The sequence below is a fragment of the Microbacterium sp. lyk4-40-TSB-66 genome, from assembly GCF_030209475.1.
GTDB lineage: Bacteria > Actinomycetota > Actinomycetes > Actinomycetales > Microbacteriaceae > Microbacterium.
Genome location: NZ_JARVRW010000003.1, coordinates 511,851 through 530,019 on the forward strand (window position 1 = coordinate 511,851; position 18,169 = coordinate 530,019).

The 18,169-nt window shown below is 71.0% G+C and carries 16 protein-coding genes; 10 read left to right on the forward strand and 6 right to left on the reverse strand.

Annotated features, from left to right (window positions below; all coding sequences use genetic code 11):
* Window positions 1-59 precede the first annotated feature (59 nt).
* Genes QRO03_RS07335 through QRO03_RS07345 form a run of 3 tightly spaced genes read left to right on the forward strand, consistent with a single transcriptional unit; the run spans window position 60 to window position 2,568 of the window.
* A complete protein-coding gene (locus tag QRO03_RS07335) occupies window positions 60-932 on the forward strand; it encodes a carbohydrate ABC transporter permease (protein ID WP_183418823.1) in 873 nt (290 codons plus the stop codon).
* Window positions 929-1,828 carry a carbohydrate ABC transporter permease gene (locus QRO03_RS07340; protein ID WP_285136862.1) on the forward strand — a complete coding sequence of 300 codons (900 nt, stop codon included), beginning with the start codon at window positions 929-931 and terminating at the stop codon, window positions 1,826-1,828. Before QRO03_RS07335 ends, QRO03_RS07340 begins: the two co-directional genes overlap by 4 nt.
* Window positions 1,829-1,830: 2 nt before the next feature.
* A complete protein-coding gene (locus QRO03_RS07345) occupies window positions 1,831-2,568 on the forward strand; it encodes an alpha/beta fold hydrolase (RefSeq protein WP_285136863.1) in 738 nt (245 codons plus the stop codon).
* A gap of 133 nt (window positions 2,569-2,701) precedes the next feature.
* Here QRO03_RS07345 and QRO03_RS07350 read toward each other — a convergent pair whose 3' ends face one another.
* The 3 genes from QRO03_RS07350 to hisD (QRO03_RS07360) are packed head-to-tail and all read right to left on the reverse strand — an operon-like array spanning window position 2,702 to window position 5,537.
* Window positions 2,702-3,469: an HpcH/HpaI aldolase family protein gene (locus tag QRO03_RS07350; protein ID WP_285136864.1), complete on the reverse strand. Its 768-nt coding sequence runs from the start codon at window positions 3,467-3,469 to the stop codon at window positions 2,702-2,704.
* Window positions 3,466-4,224, reverse strand: coding sequence for an SDR family NAD(P)-dependent oxidoreductase (locus QRO03_RS07355; RefSeq protein ID WP_285136865.1), 759 nt, complete (start codon window positions 4,222-4,224; stop codon window positions 3,466-3,468). The genes QRO03_RS07350 and QRO03_RS07355 overlap by 4 nt, the downstream gene beginning before the upstream one ends.
* Window positions 4,221-5,537: a histidinol dehydrogenase gene (hisD, locus tag QRO03_RS07360; protein WP_285136866.1), complete on the reverse strand. Its 1,317-nt coding sequence runs from the start codon at window positions 5,535-5,537 to the stop codon at window positions 4,221-4,223. Before hisD (QRO03_RS07360) ends, QRO03_RS07355 begins: the two co-directional genes overlap by 4 nt.
* A gap of 109 nt (window positions 5,538-5,646) precedes the next feature.
* Between hisD (QRO03_RS07360) and QRO03_RS07365 the strand changes: the two genes are divergently transcribed.
* From QRO03_RS07365 to QRO03_RS07380, 4 genes are all read left to right on the forward strand, one after another.
* The gene (locus QRO03_RS07365) at window positions 5,647-6,645 is read left to right on the forward strand and encodes a LacI family DNA-binding transcriptional regulator (RefSeq protein ID WP_285136867.1); all 999 of its coding nucleotides are present in this window, start codon (window positions 5,647-5,649) and stop codon (window positions 6,643-6,645) included.
* A gap of 118 nt (window positions 6,646-6,763) precedes the next feature.
* The gene (locus QRO03_RS07370; protein ID WP_285136868.1) at window positions 6,764-7,744 is read left to right on the forward strand and encodes an ester cyclase; all 981 of its coding nucleotides are present in this window, start codon (window positions 6,764-6,766) and stop codon (window positions 7,742-7,744) included.
* Between the two features lie 20 nt (window positions 7,745-7,764).
* Window positions 7,765-8,931 carry a cupin domain-containing protein gene (locus tag QRO03_RS07375; protein ID WP_285136869.1) on the forward strand — a complete coding sequence of 389 codons (1,167 nt, stop codon included), beginning with the start codon at window positions 7,765-7,767 and terminating at the stop codon, window positions 8,929-8,931.
* Window positions 8,823-9,746 carry a nitrilase-related carbon-nitrogen hydrolase gene (locus QRO03_RS07380; RefSeq protein WP_285136870.1) on the forward strand — a complete coding sequence of 308 codons (924 nt, stop codon included), beginning with the start codon at window positions 8,823-8,825 and terminating at the stop codon, window positions 9,744-9,746. The genes QRO03_RS07375 and QRO03_RS07380 overlap by 109 nt, the downstream gene beginning before the upstream one ends.
* 19 nt (window positions 9,747-9,765) lie before the next feature.
* Here the strand turns inward: QRO03_RS07380 and QRO03_RS07385 are convergent, their stop codons facing one another.
* On the reverse strand, window positions 9,766-10,692 hold the full coding sequence (locus QRO03_RS07385) for a LysR family transcriptional regulator (protein ID WP_285136871.1): 927 nt from the start codon (window positions 10,690-10,692) through the stop codon (window positions 9,766-9,768).
* Between the two features lie 78 nt (window positions 10,693-10,770).
* Here QRO03_RS07385 and hisD (QRO03_RS07390) point away from each other — a divergent pair, with 78 nt between their 5' ends.
* Window positions 10,771-12,093: a histidinol dehydrogenase gene (gene hisD / locus QRO03_RS07390; RefSeq protein ID WP_285136872.1), complete on the forward strand. Its 1,323-nt coding sequence runs from the start codon at window positions 10,771-10,773 to the stop codon at window positions 12,091-12,093.
* A gap of 67 nt (window positions 12,094-12,160) precedes the next feature.
* Here the strand turns inward: hisD (QRO03_RS07390) and QRO03_RS07395 are convergent, their stop codons facing one another.
* Window positions 12,161-13,375: an amidohydrolase gene (locus QRO03_RS07395; RefSeq protein WP_285136873.1), complete on the reverse strand. Its 1,215-nt coding sequence runs from the start codon at window positions 13,373-13,375 to the stop codon at window positions 12,161-12,163.
* A gap of 278 nt (window positions 13,376-13,653) precedes the next feature.
* Between QRO03_RS07395 and QRO03_RS07400 the strand changes: the two genes are divergently transcribed.
* Entirely contained in the window at window positions 13,654-14,847 is a 1,194-nt protein-coding gene (locus QRO03_RS07400; RefSeq protein ID WP_285136874.1) for an NAD(P)/FAD-dependent oxidoreductase, read from the forward strand.
* A gap of 108 nt (window positions 14,848-14,955) precedes the next feature.
* Window positions 14,956-16,050 carry a DUF4190 domain-containing protein gene (locus tag QRO03_RS07405; RefSeq protein WP_285136875.1) on the forward strand — a complete coding sequence of 365 codons (1,095 nt, stop codon included), beginning with the start codon at window positions 14,956-14,958 and terminating at the stop codon, window positions 16,048-16,050.
* A gap of 32 nt (window positions 16,051-16,082) precedes the next feature.
* Here QRO03_RS07405 and QRO03_RS07410 read toward each other — a convergent pair whose 3' ends face one another.
* Window positions 16,083-17,990: a DUF4012 domain-containing protein gene (locus tag QRO03_RS07410; RefSeq protein WP_285136876.1), complete on the reverse strand. Its 1,908-nt coding sequence runs from the start codon at window positions 17,988-17,990 to the stop codon at window positions 16,083-16,085.
* Window positions 17,991-18,169 lie beyond the last annotated feature (179 nt).

The following is an 18,169-nucleotide window of genomic DNA, read 5'->3' on the forward strand; positions in this document are numbered from 1 at the left end:
GGTGAGTCCCGACCCGGTCGACGACGACCGGGTCGGGATGCACCGAAAGGAGACGTTTCGTGAAAGCACGTGAATTCTGGGTGCTGTTCGCCCCCAGCCTGGCCATCATGAGCGCGCTCCTGGTGTTCCCCCTCCTGCGCACCGTGCAGTGGAGCCTCGAGAACGTGCGGTACGGCGTTCCGGGCACCTTCGTCGGTCTCGCGAACTTCACCGACGCCCTGAGCGACCCCCGCTTCCATCGGGCGGTCGTGTTCACCGTGGTCGTGACCCTCGTCACCACGGTCATCCTTCTCGTCTTCGGCTACCTGATCGCCATCGCGGTCAACACCCTGCGGCTGTCCCGGCCGCTGGTGCTCGGCATCATGCTGGTGTCGTACGTGCTCCCCAACCTGGTCGGGGCGGTCGCGTTCTCGTGGCTGTTCGACGACAACTTCGGCGGCGTGGTCAACAGATTGATCGGGCTCCTGGGCGGCACCCAGGTGCTGTGGTTCACCGATCAGGTGCCGAACGCCCTGCTGGTCATCCTCAACACCGTCTGGCAGATGCTGCCCTTCGCGATGCTCATCATCCTCGCCGGGCTCCAGGGCGTTCCCGTCGAGCTGCGCGAAGCCGCCCGCATCGACGGCGCGAACGCCTTCCAGACGCACCTCAGCGTGATCATCCCCACCATCCGCGGCGTGCTGGGCTTCGTCTGCCTCATCACGATCATGGACGTGCTGCGCATCTTCGACGCCCTGATCCCGCTGTCGCCACAGGCCGAGACGATCGGCAACGAATCGATCATGTTGTACGTCTACGCCGTCGCCTTCGCCAACGGCGCGCAGGAGCTCGGTCTCGGCAGCGCCATCAACGTCCTGACCATCCTGCTCATCCTGGTCATGCTCATCCCCTTCATCCGGGGCATCTTCAAGGAAGCGAAGGCCGCCCGATGACCCTCAGCAGCGAGACGCTCTCCACCCGCGCCATCACCACCGGTGACATCGAGGGCAAGGGTCGGCGTCCTCGACCGCGGCGCCGCATCGTGGGCGTGACGGGCCTGCTCCTCGGCATCCTGTGCTTCCTCATGCTGAGCCCGTTCGTCTGGATGATGCTGTCGGTGACGAAGCCGACGGACGTCGCCTTCGCCAATCCGCCGGTCCTCTCGGGCTACGAGCCGACGCTGAAGGCCTTCGTCGACCTCTGGGAGACGACGTACTTCGCCGACTACCTCGTCAACACGCTGGCCGTCGCGGTCATCTCCACGTTGCTCGCCCTCATCATCGGCATCCCCGCGGCCTACGCGCTCTCGCGCTTCCCGAGCTACATCTCGGCGCTTCTGCTCGTGCTCGCCCTGATCTTCCGCGCCCTGCCGCGCTTCGCCGTGGTGCTCCCGATGTACGACATCAGTCGCGCGCTCGGCATCTACGACACCCAGTTCGCCCTGGCGATCGCGCTCGTGGCGATCAACCAACCGTTCACGATCTGGCTGCTGCGCAACTTCTTCGCCGAGATCCCCCGCGAGCTCGACGAGGCGGCGATGATCGACGGCTGCACGCGCATCGGCATGCTGCGTCGCGTCATGATCCCGCTCATGGGGCCCGGCATCCTCACCGCCGGCATCTTCGTCTTCCTGTTCGCGTTCCAGGAGTACCTCACCGCGCTCGTCCTCACGGACACGTCGTCCAAGACGGTGCCGGTGTTCATCGCGACCCAGCTGGGGCAGACGCTGCCGATGCTCCAACAGGCCGGGGCGGCGTCGATGCTCCTCACGATCCCGGTCGTGGTCATCGCCTTCATCGCCCAGAAGTATCTCGTCGCGGGGCTCAGCGACGGCGCCGTCAAGGGGTGAGTGTGCCCGCCGGGCCGTTCGTCCTGCTGGCGGGGATGAACTGCACGTCCGACCTGTGGACGGGATGCGGGCTCGACCACGCGCTCACCCCCGCGGTGGATGCCGACGATCTCGACGCCCAGGTCGACCGCCTGCTGAGGGAGCTGCCGCCCGCCTTCGTGATCGGTGGCCTGTCGCTCGGTGCGATCGTGGCGATGGCGGTGACCGTGCGCGCGCCGGAGCGGGTGCTCGGCCTCTGCGTCACGGCGACGAACGCGAAGGCCCCCACACCGGCGCAGCGCGCGGGATGGGCGGGATGGCGGGACCGCCTGTCGGCGGGCGAGACGCCGGCCGGACTCCAGAGCGAGATCCTGCCCCTGCTCCTCTCGGAACGCGTCCGCGCGACGCGGCCCGATCTGGTGGAGCGCACGCTGCGGATGGCGGAGCAGACCCCGGATGCCACGCTCGCGGCGCAGCTGCGCCTGCAGGCGACGCGTGTCGACCTGCTGCCGCGGCTCCGCGCGGTGCGCGTGCCGTCGCTCGTGATCGCCGGACGCGACGACGCACTGTGCCCGCCGGGCTTCCACGACGAGATCGCGACGGCCCTCGCGGGGTCACGGCTCGAGCAGCTCGATGCCGGGCACCTCGTGCCCCTCGAGCGGCCCGCCGCGTTCGGCGCCCTCGTACGCGGCTGGTTCGCCGGTCTGGATGCTGTGCCGCGCGACGATCAGCCGCGCTCGGGCCGCGTCGCTGCCTCGTGAGTGCGCCGCGCCCCACCTGAGACCCGGGCGGAGCCGCGTGCGGGTGTCGTCGCGGGGCGCGGAGCCCGCGTCGCCGTGTGCGGGCGGTGCGCGGGCCCGGCTGCCTTCGGCGCGCGATGGCGCTCGCGGCGGTTCAGTCGCCGGCGCCGCGCAGGCCGCGCAGGTGCGCCATGAGCGACGACGCGAGGTTGTAGACCACGAGCCGTGCGCCGTCGTCGAAGGCGGCGGAGGCCGAGGCTGCGGTCCCCACGATGTCCATGCGCATCTTGCCCGTGGCGGCCACCGCCCGATTCACGATCGCGGTCGCCTCGGCGACCGGCGGGTCGCCGGGTCCGGAGGACGCGGCGAGGTCGGCCGGGCCGATCATGATCCCGTCGAGGCCCGGGGTGTCCGCGATGGCGTGGGCCGCCGCGACGCCCGTGGGCGATTCGATCATCGCGAGCACGAGGGTGTTGTCCCGATACCAGTCGCGATGGTCGCCGGGAGGCGTCTCGCCGAAGAACCCGGCGCGGCTGTAGGTGGCGAAACCTCGGGTGCCGAGCGGGGGGTAGTGCGCCGCGGCGACCACCGCGGCCGCCGCCTCGGCATCGTCGACGTGGGGGACGAGCACGCCCTGCGCGCCCTGATCGAGCGCGCGGAGCACCATTCCGGGGTCGTCCTCGCCCACCCGGACGATGACGGGAACGCCGTGCAGGCCCGCCACCGCGATGTGCTGACGGAGGGCGATGACGTCGGCGGGGCCGTGCTCGGCGTCGATCAGCACGAAGTCGAAGCCGGCGACGGCGAGCATCTCGACGAGCTCCTCGCCCGGCATGCGCAGGAGCGCGCCGATGAGACGCTCACCCGCCTCCGCCCGGGCGCGGAGGGATGCCGGGCGCGGCGGGCGAGGCGACGCGCTCACGCGATCATCCCCGCCGACAGGTCGACGTCGGCTCCGCACATGCCCGGCATGGAGAGCATCGCCCGCACGGCGGCGCCGACCTCGTCCTCGGTGATCATGCGTCCCAGGGCCGCGCGCGACACGAAGGCGGTCTCGGCATCCGCGACGCTCTTTCCGGAGCGTTCCGCTTCGAGCCGGAAGTTGCGCGACATGCGTTCTCCGGCGACGGGCCCGGGCGACAGGGTGTTGACGTTCACGCCGGCGGGTCCCACCTCGAACGCGAGCGTCGCGGTGAGTCCCAGGACCGCCATCTTCGACGCGGTGTACGGGGTGCGGTGCGCCAGGGGCCGTTTGCCCGAGACGGAGGCGATGTTGACGACGTCGCCGCGACCCCGTTCGACCATCGCCGGCAGGAACGCCCGGCACAGCAGGAAGGTCCCTCGCACGTTGACGGCGAACACCTCGTCCCACTCGGCGACGCCGATGTCGGTGAGGGCGGCGACGGGGCCGGCGATCCCGGCGTTGTTGACCAGGATCGAGACCTCGGTGTCGGCCAGTTCGTCGCGCAGGCGTGCGACCGACGCCTCGTCGGCGACGTCGCAGACGAGGGCGCGGGCGGAGCCGGGCAGCCCGGCCGCGACGGCATCGAGTTTGCGCCTGTCGCGACCGACGACGACGAGGTCGGCTCCGGCACGCGACAACGCCCGGGCGATGGCCGCACCGAGACCGCTCCCGCCGCCGGTGACCAGTGCCGTCCGCCCACCGAGCTCGGTCATCGGGCGCCCGCCCGGCTCTCCTCGATCCAGGGGAACGTCGCGCCGCCGTGGCGCCAGGCGCGCGCGTCACCCGAACGGGCGTGCCCTTCGAACAGCTCCACGCGCGCGGCGCGGCCGCAGACCTCGCCGAGCATCGCCGACGAGGCGGGGTCGGTGATCTCCTGATACGTGATCGTGCGCAGGTACTTGCCCACCCACAGGCCGCCCGTGTAGCGCGCGGCGCCGAGGGTCGGCAGCACGTGGTTGGTGCCGATGACCTTGTCGCCGTACGACACGCAGGTGTTCTCGCCGAGGAAGAGGGCGCCGTAGTCGTGCATCTTCTCGAGGGCGGCGCGGGGGTCGTTCGTGAAGATCTGCACGTGCTCGAAGGCGAAAGCGTCGGCGAGGGCGTAGGCCTCGTCGAGGTCGTCGACCACGATCACCTGGCCCCAATCGCGCCACGCGGGCTCCGCGTAGTCGCGCGTCGACATGCCGGGGAGGATCTCCTCGACCAGTTGCATCACGCGCTCACCGAGTGCGCGCGAGGTCGTGATGAGGACGGCCGGCGACTCGGGTCCGTGCTCCGCCTGCGACAGCAGGTCGACGGCCGTGAGGAACGGATCGGCATCGTCGTCGGCGACGATCAGGATCTCGGTGGGACCGGCGAACAGGTCGATGCCCACCTCGCCGAACAGCTGCCGCTTCGCCTCGGCGACGTAGGCGTTGCCGGGGCCGGCGATCATGTTGACGGGGGCGATGCTCTCGGTTCCGACGGCCATCGCGGTGACCGCCTGCACGCCGCCGAGGATGTAGATCTCGTCGGCTCCGGCGAGCTTCATCGCCGCGACCGTGGCCGCGGGGATCTCGCCGCGGATCGGCGGGGTGCACGCGACGACGCGGGGGACTCCGGCGACCTTCGCCGTGATGATCGTCATGTGCGCGGAGGCGGTCAACGGATACTTGCCGCCGGGGATGTATGCGCCGGCGGCTCGGACGGGGACGTGCTTCTGACCGAGGTGGACGCCCGGCAGCGTCTCGACCTCGATGTCGATGAGGGAGTCGCGCTGCGCCTGAGCGAATCGGCGCACCTGATCCTGCACGAAGCGGATGTCGTCGATCACCTGGGGTGCGAGGGTCGCCATGATCCGCTCGACTTCCGCGTCGTCGAGCCGGAAGGGCCCGTCCCACCGGTCGAACTTCGAGGCGTATCGGCGCACGGCGTCGTCGCCGTGTTCGCGGATGTCGTCGATGATCGTGCCGACAGTCGCCGCGACGTCGCTCTGCGCGGTGTCGGTGAACGACTTGGTGGGCGCCTTCTTCAGGTACAGGGGCATCATCGCTTCCTTTGCTTGCATACGTATGCTGTCATCATGACTGCGTATGCATGCGAGGTCAACCTTTCGCTAGACTTCGACCCTCAGCACCCGATCGCCAGGGGGGTCCATGGCCGTCACGAGCAGAGACGTCGCTCGACTGGCCGGCGTCTCGCAACCCACCGTGTCACGGGCCCTCCGCGACGATCCGCGCGTATCGGAGGAGACGAAGAAGCGCGTCCGCGACGCGGCCCTGCTGCTCGGCTACGTCCCGAGTGAGGCGGGGCGCGCCCTGTCCTCCGGGCGGACGCGTCGGATCGGTCTGCTCGTGACCGACCTCGAGAACCAGTTCTACGCCCACATCATCGCGCCCCTCCATCGCGAGCTCGAGTCCTGCGGGTACCAGCTGGTTCTCCATACCGAGACGACCGACGAGTCCGTCGCCGAGCGCCTCATCGCCAACGGCCTCGACGGCGTCATCCTCGCCACCACGACGGTGGAGTCGGTCGTGCCCCTTCGCCTCCGCGACCGGGGGCTGCCGTTCGTCTACTTCAACCGCACGGCGGCGCTGGTCGACGCGGATGCCACGGTCGTCGCTCCCGCGGCGGGATTCGAGGTCGCCGTCGATCGCGCGCTGGCGCTCGGCCATCGGCGCATCGGGGCCGTCCTCGGCCCGCAGAACACCAGCACGGGGCGTTCGCGAGAGGTGGCGCTGCGAGCGGCGCTGGCCGCGAAGGGCATCTCGCTGGACGCCGAGGTCGTGCGCCACGGCCCCTTCGACACGGCGGCCGGAGACGCCGCGACCGCCGAGTTGCTGGCCCTGACCGATCCGCCGACCCTCGTCTTCTGCGGCAACGACGTCATGGCCTACGGCGCGCTGAACGCGGCTCGTCGGGCCGGCGCCTCGGTGCCCGACGACATCTCGATCATCGGCTTCGACGATCTGCCCCCGGCATCCTGGCCCATCCTCGAGCTGTCCACGATCGCCTACGACTACGTGCAGATGGCCCGCGAGGCGGGTCGGCTCATGGTCGAGCGCATCGAGGAACGCCCGCAGGAGTTCGCGCACGTCGAGTTCGCGACGACGTTCGTGGAACGGCGGACGCTGAGCGCACCGCGCGCCCGCTGAGGCCGCGACCCGGCTCTTCCCGCGGCGGGCGATGCTTGCGTCCGTGTTGTGCATACGCATACACTGCCGACATCGCCCCGCGCGTCCCTCGCGACGCCGCAACCCGAAGGAGCCCAGAGTGCCTCTCGACCCGGTCGCCTACCAGCCGTATGCGGATCCCGACGACTTCATCCGCGAGGTGACGGACCTGATCTGGGTGGACCGGTCGATCAGCTTCATCCGCGACAACTACGAGCCCGACTCGATCGTCCACGGCGCGTACGGAACCTCGACGACCCGCGACGAGGTCATCGAAGGCACGCTGATGCGCATCTCCGCCACCCCCGACCGCACCGGCCAGGCCGAGGACGTCATCTGGGAGGCGCGCGGCGACGACGCCTTCCTCAGCTCGCACCTCGTCCTCTCGGGGCACCTGCAGTCGTCCGAGTACAGCCGCACCATCGCCAACTGCCTCTACCGTCGGGGTCGCATGGTCGAGGAATGGGTCGTGCGCGACACCCTCGCGGGGGCCCTCGTGCTGCAGAGCGACCTCGACGAACTGGCGAGGGCGCAGGCGTTCCGCGGCTACACCGGCACGTGGACCGAACCGGCGCCGGCCGATCCCATCGCCGTGGGCGACTCCGGCCCCCGCCCCGACGAGTACCGCTCCGAGGTGGAACGCGTCGTCGAGATGATCGAGACGGTGTGGAACGACCGCGACCTGCAGAAGGTCGAGACCTTCTTCCATCGCGACCTCGTCCTGCTCACGGTGGGCAACCGCCTCGTCATCCGCCCCGAGGGCTACCGTCGCGCCCTCCTCCGCTTCCTGGAGTCGTTCCCGTCGGGACGCTTCCAGATCCGCGACATCCAGACCAACTACGACGTGCGCTACGCGGGCCTGCGGGTGGCGGTGACGTGGAAGTTCGTCGGCGACTACAACGGCGTCGCGAACTACGGCCCCCTGACGGGGCACCCCGTCGACGTGCTGGGCATCTCGCAGTTCACCTTCCACCAGGGCTCCCTCGTCAAAGAGGTGCGGTTGTGGGACGACATCGCGCTGCGCGCGCAGATCGCCGGAATGCGGGGCGACGAGCCCGTCGTCCTCGGAAACATCTACTGATCCAACGAAGGAAGAAGAAAATGAGCACGGACCACCTGAGCCACGACGTCGTCGTCGACGGGGCCGAGATCGAACGGCGCACCATCCGCAAGACCGACTGGGCGCCGCACAACGCCGCCTTCATCGACTGCCGCACCCCCGGCTCCGACCGCAAGCAGAACTACGCCTTCATCGGTGGAGGGGTCTCGCAGAACGCCGGCCAGGTCATCAACCTGACCGAGGAGCACGGCTTCAACACCGGCGCCGCCGGCATGCCCAACGGGATCTCGAACAACCTGCACCTCCACTTCACCGCCGAGGTCTTCGTCAATCTGGGTGGCGAGTTCCGCCTGCGTTGGGGGATCGACGGCAAGCAGGGCGAATACGTCAGCACCGACGGCGACATCATCTCGATCCCCACATGGATCTTCCGCGGCTTCACCAATGAGGGTCCCGACGACGGCATCCTGTGGACCGTCCTCGGACGCGACGTCACCGGAGGCATCATCTGGGGACCGTCGGTGCTGAAGGAGGCGGAGTCGTACGGTCTCCACCTCACGGCCGACAACCAGCTCATCGACACCGTCGCCGGCGACGAGCTGCCCGAGGGCGCCGCCCTCATCAAGCCCATCCAGCAGCGCTACATCGACGGGCTCACCCCGTTCACCGTCGAGCAGATGCGAGAGCGCGTCATCCAGCCGGGTGACCGCGTCTACAGCGACAACGCCCTCCTGTGCGCGAGCCTGCCGGGCGGGGCCGCCGAGCTGAGTCTCGCGATCGGATACGGCATGACCGAGGACCGCCGTCAGGTCCCCCGCATCCACGAGCCGCACTCCTTCAACATGGCGTGGGTGCGTGCCGCGGCCGACGAGGGACTGCTCCGTCACCGCCACGACAAGAACCAGGCGGTGCTGGTCAAGAGCGGCCGGTGGGCGGTCACCCTGAACGGCGACCCCTCCACCACGGTCGAACTCGACCCGTCCGACTCGTTCTCGGTGCCGGCCGGCGCCTGGCGCGCGTTCCGCTGCATCGACGGCGGCGAGACCGGCAAGGGCGAGCTGCTCGTCATCAACTCCGGTGACGACCGCGTCTACCTGGAGTGGGCCCCCGAGGTCGTCGACGCCGCCCGCGACGCCGACTGGATGCTGGACCCCAACGGCTACCTCGCGCCCGTGGGCGTGATGGTGACGGCGACGGAGGACGACTGATCGTCGAGCGCCGGCTCACCGTCGCCGCGACCTCCCCCCGTATCGGCGTGGGGGAGGTCGCGGCGAACATCGAGGCGCTCCGGGCCGCGGTCGCCGAGGCCGTGGCCGCCGGGGCGCAGCTCGTCGTGGCGCCCGAGCTCGCCACCAGCGGGTACGTCTTCGCCGATGGGGAGGAGGCCCGCGCGGCGGCGCTCCGGCGCGACGATCCGCGGTGGGAGGCGATCACCGCCGACCTCCCGGACGGGGTCGTCGTCGTCGTCGGGTACGCGGAGGACGCCGGGGATCGGGTGTTCAACACCGCCGCGGTGCTCACGCGCTCCGGCCGTCTGGGCGACTATCGCAAGTCGCACCTGTGGGGCGAAGAATCGCGTTTCTTCGCGCCCGGCGACGCGGCTGGGGCCGTCTTCGACACACCCGTGGGCCGCCTCGGGGTCGCGGTCTGCTACGACAACGAGTTCCCCGAGGTGCCCCGCCGTCTCGCGCTCGCCGGCGCCGAGGTGCTGGCCCTGCCCGTCAACTGGCCGCTCGTGGACCGGCCGGCGGGGGAGCGGGCGCCCGAGACGATCCAGGCGATGGCGGCGGCGCGTTCGTCTCGCCTCGCCACCGTGATCGCCGACCGCCACGGATCCGAGCGCGGCGTCGCCTGGACCGGGGGCACGGCCATCATCGACGACGACGGGTGGATCGCCGCGGCGGCGGCGGCTGGCGGGGCGGGTCCGGTCGTGGCGACGCTGCGACTGCGGCATCCCGGCGACAAGTCCCTCCCCCCGCACAACGACCTCTTCCGCGACCGTCGACCCGATCTCTACACGTGAGCCCTCCGGGGTGCGTGGCTCATCGGGGGGCTACGCGTCCCGGATGCCGGGCCATCCGCGCTCGCAGCATGTCCTGCGCCATCTCGGCCAGACGCCCTGCCGCGGGGGAGAGGTCGGCGCCCTCCCGGCGGGCGAGGGCGACGGTGTCGTACAGCGGTTCCGCGAACGGGACGACCCTGATCTGCGCCGGGAAGGTCGGCGACTCGGCGATCGAGCGCGACACGATGGTGTCCGCGGTTCCGGATGCCACCAGGCCCAGCGCCGTCTCGACGTTCTCGACCTCGATCGCCGGTTCCACGGAGTGCCCCTGCGCACGCGCCCTCTCGCGCAGCTGGCGGCGCGTGGGGTCGTCCCAGCCGGCGTAGGCGTCGTAGAGCACGAGCTTCGCCGTCGCGACCTCGGCGAGTCCGACGGGTGCCGTCGGCGCATCGGCGCGCGCGGAGGCGAAGACCACCTCGTCGCGGAACAGGGGGGTGATCGACAGGCCGGTCTCGTCGACGGGCAGGACGAGGAGCCCGGCCTCGACCTCGCCCGCGGCGATCGAGCGGGCGACGAGGGCGGAGTTGATGCCGACGAGTCGCACGCGCACGCCGGGATGACGCTCGTGGAAGCGCTGCAGCAGCTCCGACAGGTCGTAGTAGGCGGCGTTGCGCAGCACCCCGAACGTGCAGGTGCCGGCTTCCAGCGCGGTGAGCGCGCGCATGGTCTCGATACCGTTGTGGATCGCGCCCACCGCCCGCTCCGCGTGCGCGCGCAGGGCCAGAGCCGACTCCGTCGCGACGAGGCGGCGGCCCCCGCGCCGGAAGAGCACGACGCCGAGCTCGCGCTCCAGGCGGGCCACCAGCTCCGAGACGGACGCCTGGGTCGAGTCGAGGTCGACGGCGGCGGCGGTGAACGACCCCTTCTCGAGCGCGGCGAGGAAGGCGCGGAGCTGGGCGATCGTCACGAGCCAATGGTAAACCCTGTGCATTCCATTGGATCCATCGTTCTTGTGGGGTGCGTCGGGATCTTCTAGCGTTCCGGTATGCAGTTCACGCCCGCGCTCCTCGAGCGCCTCGACGGTTCCTTTCACCACCTCAAGACGCCGCTGGTCGACGCTCCCGCCGCCCAGCGCGATCCGGCCGTCATCGAGACGGTGTCGAAGATGCTTGGCGACATCCAGCGACGCGGTCTCGACGCGGTGCTCGACTACGCGCGCTCCCTCGACCGGTACACGGGCGGCGATATCGAGCTGACGAGCGCGCAGATCGCGTCGAGCGGCGACCGGCTCGCCCCCGACCTGCGCGCCGCGATCGAGCTCGGGTCGGAGCGGACCAAGGCCTTCGCCGCCGAACAGCGGGGTCGCCTCCATGACTTCGAGACCGAGCTCGTTCCGGGCCTGACGACCGGCGTCCGCTACGTGCCCGTCTCCCGCGTCGGCGCGTACCTGCCCGCGGGACGCTTCCCCCTCACCGCCAGTGCGTTCATGACGGTCGGGGTCGCCAAGGCGGCGGGTGTGCCCACGGTCATCGCGTGCACACCGCCGCAGCCCGACGGGGGCGCGAACGACGCCGTCGTCTACGCGGCGCACCTCTCCGGCGTCGACCGGGTGTTCGTGCTGGGCGGGGTCCAGGCGCTCGCCGCGATGGCCTACGGGCTGCTGGGCGACCTGCCGGTCGACATGCTCGTGGGTGCGGGGAACGCCTTCGTGGCCGAGGCCAAGCGCCAGCTCTTCGGAACGGTCGCCATCGACCTCCTCGCCGGCCCGTCGGAGGTGGCCGTCCTCTCCGACGACAGCGCCGACCCCGAGATCGTGGCGGCCGATCTGCTCGGTCAGGCCGAGCACGGCCCGAACTCACCCGCCGCGCTGGTGACCACGTCGGACGCGCACGGCCGCGCCGTGATGGCGGCCGTCGACCGACAGCTCGAGACCCTCGCCACGGAGCCGATCGCCGGACCCGCGTGGCGCGACTACGGCACGGTGACGGTCGCTGCCGACCGTGACGTCGCCGTGGCGCTGATGGACGACCTCGCCCCCGAGCACCTCGAGGTCATCACCACAGACGACGCCTGGTACCACGACAACCTCCGCAACTACGGCTCGCTGTTCCTCGGAACGTGGAGCACGGTGGCCTACTCCGACAAGGGGATGGCGGGCACGAACCACGTGCTCCCCACCGCCGGGGGCGCCAAGCACAGCGCGGGCCTGTCGGTGTCGCGCTTCGTCAAGCCGCTCACCTACCAGCGCATCAGCCGCGAGGCGACGCCCTCCCTCGCGGAGGCCGTGCAGACGATCTCCGACTCCGAGGGGATGGCGGCGCACAGCGCGACCGCGACCATGCGTCTCGCCACCTACGCGCAGGACTGAGGCACGCGGCCCCGCACGGAAGCCGCCGGCTCGGCGGCGTCGGTGCGTCAGCCGTTGGGGGCCGTGATCAGCCGAGGAACTCCCGCGCGGCCACGACGAGGTTCTCGACCCCGCGGTCGATGGTGGGCTGCATGACGGGCGCGAAGAACGGCGAGTGGTTCGTCGGGATGTCGCGCTCCATCGTGCCGCCGGCCATGGCATCCGCGAACTTCTGCGGGTCGACGCCGCCCCAGAACCAGAACACCAACGGAGCGCCCGAGTCGCGGGCGAACCACGACACGTCCTCGCTGCCGGTGAACATGCCGGGGTCGACGACCGAGCCCTCGCCGAACGAGCGCCGGAACGCCGCGGTCAGTCGAGCCGTGGCATCCGCGTCGTTGATGGTCGGCGGCAGCGTGTGATCGGTGCTGATCGTCGGCTCGTCCTCGGCTCCGGATGCCGCAGCCTCCGCCCGGATGATGCGCTCGACCTTCGCCATCACACGCTGGCGCGCGGCGTCGTCGGGGTAGCGGAGGCTGAGTTCGAGCTTCGCCTCGGCCGGGATGATGTTGTTCTTCAACCCCGCGTGGATCGAGCCGACGGTGACCACGGCGACGTCGCGCGGGTCGATCTCGCGCGAGACGACGGTCTGCAGGCGCATGACCGTGGCCGCGGCCATGACGACGGGGTCGATGGTGGAGTGCGGGCGCGAGCCGTGACCGCCCCGGCCGTACAGCATGACGGTGAGCCCGTCGGATGCCGCCATCTGGGTGCCCGGACGCACGCCGATGACACCGGCGGGCAGGGGCGTGACGTGCTGGCCGAGCACGATGTCGGGCGTCGGATAGCGATCGAGCACGCCGTCGGCGATCATCGCCTGCGAGCCGGCGCCGTACTCCTCGGCGGGCTGGAACACCGCCACGACCGTGCCCGACCACTCTTCGCGGGTCGCGACGAGGCGCTCGAGGGCGCCGATGAGGGCGGTCACGTGCATGTCATGACCGCACGCGTGCATGACGGGCACCGCGTTGCCGGCGGGATCGGTGCCGCGCGCGGTGCTGGCGTAGGCGAGACCGGTCTGCTCCTCGACGGGGAGGCCGTCCATGTCGGCGCGCAACCACACGACCGGACCCTCGCCGTTGTCGATGCGCGTGACGACGCCCGTGCGGCCCACACCCTCTTCGACCTCGAGTCCCAGCTCGCTCAGGTGCCGCGCGATGACGCCGGCCGTGCGCGTCTCCTGAAACGACAGCTCCGGGTGGGCGTGCAGGTCGGTGTACAGGCTTTCGAGGTCGACGCTCATGGGTCGAGCCTAGTTCGCACCCCCGACACCGGCACGGGTTTCGTCCGGCGCCCGGATGTCGCCGTCGCGCCCGCCGTCGCGACGCAACGCAGGAGATTCGCGCGCTCGACGCCCCGCCACCGTGTCACCGTGCGCCGCGCCACCCCGGATCGCCTGCGTCGTGCCCGGGCGTCGCCGCGACGGACACCCGCCCGCCGTCCGTCCCGCACCCGCTACCGGATGCCGCGGACACCCGCAAGCCGTCCGATCCGGTCAGGTGCGGCGGGGAGGCTGACCGCATGACCACGACACACTTCGACTACCTCATCGTCGGCGGCGGAATGGTCGCTGACACCGCGGCTCGCGGCATCCGCGAGATCGATGCCGACGGGACGATCGGCATCCTGAGCGACGACGTCGACGAGCCGTACACGCGACCCGCCCTCAGCAAGAAGCTGTGGACCGACGACGAGTTCACCTGGGAGAAGGTGCCGCTCGGCACGGCCGACGACACCGGCGCCGACATCCGGTTGCGCACCCGCGCGACGGCGATCCGCCCCGACGCGCACGAAGTGGATGCGGACGGCTCGACGTTCTCGTACGGCAAGCTCCTGATCGCCACCGGAGGAACGCCCGTCGCCCTCCCCATCGACGACCGCTCCCACGGCGAACGCGCCCTGACGTTCCGCACCGCCGCGGACTACCGGCGCCTGCGCGCGCTCGCCGAAGAGGTCGATCGCATCGCCGTCGTCGGCGGCGGATACATCGGGTCCGAGCTCGCCGCAGCCCTCGTGCAGAACGGCGTCGACACCGTGCTCATCCACACCGGTGCCGTCCTCGGCGACGCCGTCTTCCCCGCCGCCCTCGCCGAGCGGTTCGAGAAGCTCTTCCGCGATGCGGGCGTCGAGATCGTCGCCGGGTCCAAGGTCTCGGGCGGAGAGGCGGATGCCGACGGCGCCCGCCTCGAACTCGAGAACGGCGACGAGGTGCGTGCGGACGCCGTCGTGAGCGGTCTCGGGATCGCGGTCGCCGCCGAGCTGGCTGAGGACGCCGGAGTGCGCGTGGACGACGGCGTGCACGTCGACGCGCAGCTGCGGACGTCCGCCGACGACGTGTACGCCGCGGGGGATGTCGCCAGCTACCCCGACCGCCTCCTCGGACGCCGCCGTGTGGAGCACGTCGACAATGCCAACGAGCAGGGCACGGCCGCGGGCCGCAATCTCGCCGGCGCCGCCGAACTTTACACCCACACGCCCTACTACTACTCCGCGGTCTTCGGCATCCGTTACGAGGCGGTGGGCACGCTCGACTCGTCGCTCGAGACCGTCGAGGACTGGATCGACGCTGAGCGGGGAGTCGTGTTCTACCTCGACGACGATCGCGTGGTGGGCGTGCTGCTGTGGAACGTCGAAGACGCCCGGGACGCCGCGCGCGAGGTGCTCGCCGCGGCCGACACGTTGACGCGTGACGACCTGGTCGGCCGCATCCGCTGAGCCGGACGGCGTCGCCGGGGAGCCGCGGGCTAACCTGGACCGACGCTGCGAGCCCGCGGCGGATGAGCAAACGCCGCGAGTTCGCGGCGCGTGACCTCGGGAGCACCCATGGCGGCCGCCGAACTGCGACTCTCCCTCTCCGCGGATCCGGCGCGCGATGCCGTCGCCGCGGCCCTGACCGATCAGGGCTTCGACGTCGCCGCCTCCTCCGATGCGCTGGTGGCGTCGCGGGTCCCCGCGGACGACGGCGCCGTCGTCCCCGACCGCTTCGACGTGCGCTTGTCGGAGGTGCCGGAGGGGACGCTCGCGGTCTTCGCACCCTCGGACGACGGCGCCGAAGCCGCCGCTCCCGCGGCCGACGGCGCGGCGGGTGAGGCCGCGCGGCTCGTCGGGGCGCGACTGGCGCAGCAGGGCGTGCTCGCGATCGCCGCACCCGCGGCCGGTGGGCTCGCGCCCATCCCGGCCGCTCCGCTGTCGGCCGGGGCCGCCGGCATGGCGGGGTATCCCGGGGGCCCTGCCGCCGACGCGTCGTCGGCTCCCGGCGCGGCCGGGGGGAGCCGCACGAACGTCGTCGCCATCGTCGCCCTCGTGCTGGGGTTCGTGGTCCCGGTGGCCGGCATCGTGACCGGCGCCGTCGCTCTGGCGCAGATCAAGCGCACCGGTGAGAAGGGCCGCGGTCTCGCGCTCGGCGGCATCGTGGCGGGAGGGGTCCTGACCCTCTTCATCTCGACCCTCGTCATCGGCACCCTGGTGTTCTCGGCCCTGACGGTCGCGGGTGGCTCCGCCGACCCCTACGCGCCCCCGGAGGAGGGCGGCGTGACCGTCGCGCCCGACGAGCAGGCGCCGTTCGATCCGTCCACGCTCGTCGTCGGTTCCTGCCTCGACGACCTCCCCGGCGGGTTCGTCGCGGCGGGGAACGTCGTGGACTGCGAGCTCCCGCACTCGTACGAGGCCTTCGGGGGATTCGACGTGGCCGGGGGCGATTACCCCGGTGATGCGGCGATCGAGACGGCGGCTCTGCAGGGCTGCGAGGCGGCCTACGGCGCGTACGTGGGGGTGTCGTACCAGGAGTCCCGGCTCGACTACTACTACGTGGGGCCGACCGAACAGACCTGGGCCGTCGGAGACCGCGAGATCTTCTGCCTGCTCTTCGACCCGAACGCCGAGCAGACGGTGGGATCCCTGGCCGGTTCGGGTCTCTGACAGCCCCGGTCGCGCCGGCGCTCGTGGGCTGGTCAGCCGGTGATCGCGGCGTCCGGGCCGAAGAGCGCGTCGCACGACCCGTCGACGGTGACGGTCGTCGGTGAGGTGAGCGGGGTGTGACGCAGGTCGAGCGGCCCGAGAGCCCCGTCGGGCAGACGGATGGTCGACGAGACCGTGCGCGACTCGCCCTGGGGTATGACCACGAGTCGGCTCACGGCGCTGTTGCCGCTCTGGCTGCCCGCCCGGTCGAACTCGGCGACATCGCCCACGGCCGGATCGGTCGAGACGATCTGGGCTCCGGGAGGGGCGAAGAAGAGGACGTCGATCATCATCGCGGTGCGCGGGTAGCCGAACCGCGGATTGCGTGCGCCCAGCGTGTACGTGCTCTGGATGCTCGACGGGATCTCATTGGCCAGCGCGGTGGTGGTCGTCACTGTGCGCGCCGCGGCATCGCACGTCGCGATGACCGTCTGGCGGAGGTGGTACTCGAGTTTGCCGACCGAGTAGTCGTTCAGGTACGTGCCGATCTGGGTCGATTCGACGGTGTCCGCCCGTAGCGACCCGTCCAGGTCGAACTCCTCGGCGAGGGCCTGCGCCGCCTCGTCGCGGAAGCTCATCAGCAGCCTCTGCTCCGTCGCCGACAGCTCCAGGGCACCGAGCATCTGGGTGGGGTCCCACCGCGACGTCGTGAGGTACTGGAAGAACCCCTGCGAGATCGCGGTGAAGAACGCGTCGGACTCCTCGCCCGTGGGGAATCTCTCGTACGCGTCGCTGAGCAGCACCTGGACGGCGTTGTCGGCGGTGAGCTCGAGGTCGTCGTAGTCGACCGGTCCGGTCACGGCGAGCATGTGCGACAGCACCACCGGATCGATCGAGATGACGCCGTCGAACTCCTCACCGCTGGTCTGGCGCCAGAGGTCCTGGAACAGCCGGACCGTGGTGGGGAAGTCGGGGGTCATCGTGAAGTCCTGCGAATACAGCGCGAACGTCGACGGATACAGCGCCAGTGTCTCGGGCGGGAGGTCTGCGAACTGACGACCGGCGTCGCCCGCCGCATCGAACGTCAGCGAACTCGCGCGGTCGAGGATCTCGACTCGGCCCTGGTCGGCGCGCACGATGAGGCTGGCGGCCGGATTGCCGCCGGTGGCGCGCACCTCCGCGTTGTTCTGGAAGAGCACGAGGTAGGTCTGGGGCGATTGACCGCCCGCGACGTCGAGCAGTGTCGGCAAGTACTTCTGTGCGACATCGAGGAGGTCGGTCGCGTCATCCATGAAGGTGCGCACTTCGGAGACGGAATCGGCGACGGCCGGCAGCAGGTCGGAGACGTCGATGGCGTCGGTCTGCCCGCGCGCGTCGGCGAATGCCGCCGCCACGAGCGGGATCGAGGCCTGAGACTCCCGGAACGGTTGCAGATCGACGCCGCCGTCCGCGAGCGCGATCTTGTCGACGCTGAGCTTCGACAGGATGACCGACCCCGGGGGGAGCGCGTCGGTCGCGAGGGTCTGCACCGCCGCGGTCAGATCGGTGATCGCCCTCAGGTTCGCTCCCACCGCGGGGATGACCGACCCCGCCTCCCAGAGGGGGCCCCGCACCGTCTGGCTCGCCCTCGAGACGCGCTCCGACGCCTCGGCGGCCGCGGACTGCAGCGCATCGGCGTCTCCGGTCACCATCGCGGACTGCAGCGAGGCGATCAGCTCGTGAGCCGAGCGGAGGTCGTCGCGGACGCTCGCGGCCTGCGCGGCGAGGATCACGGCCAGGACACCCACGAGGGCGGCCACCGTCCCGAAGAACAGCGCCGCGACGCGCGTCGGTCGGCGGTACCACGGACGTCGCGCGTTCTTCGCGGCATCCGCCTCGGTGCGATTGCGCAGCGCTCGTCGAGAATGCTCCCCCGCCGCGGGGCGGGGTGGCGATTCATTCCTGCGCGCACGGCGGGTCATGCCGACGATTCTAAGGTGGCCGCGATGGTCGCCTTCGTCGCCGTGAATGCGATCTCCGCATCCTCCGCCACCCCGGCCCCCTGGCACGCACCCGGCCCGCGGCTCGCGAGGACGCGGGGCGAACCGTGGGGTGAAAAGCGACCGTCGGTCATTCCATTGGACGGTCGTGAACGCCAGTA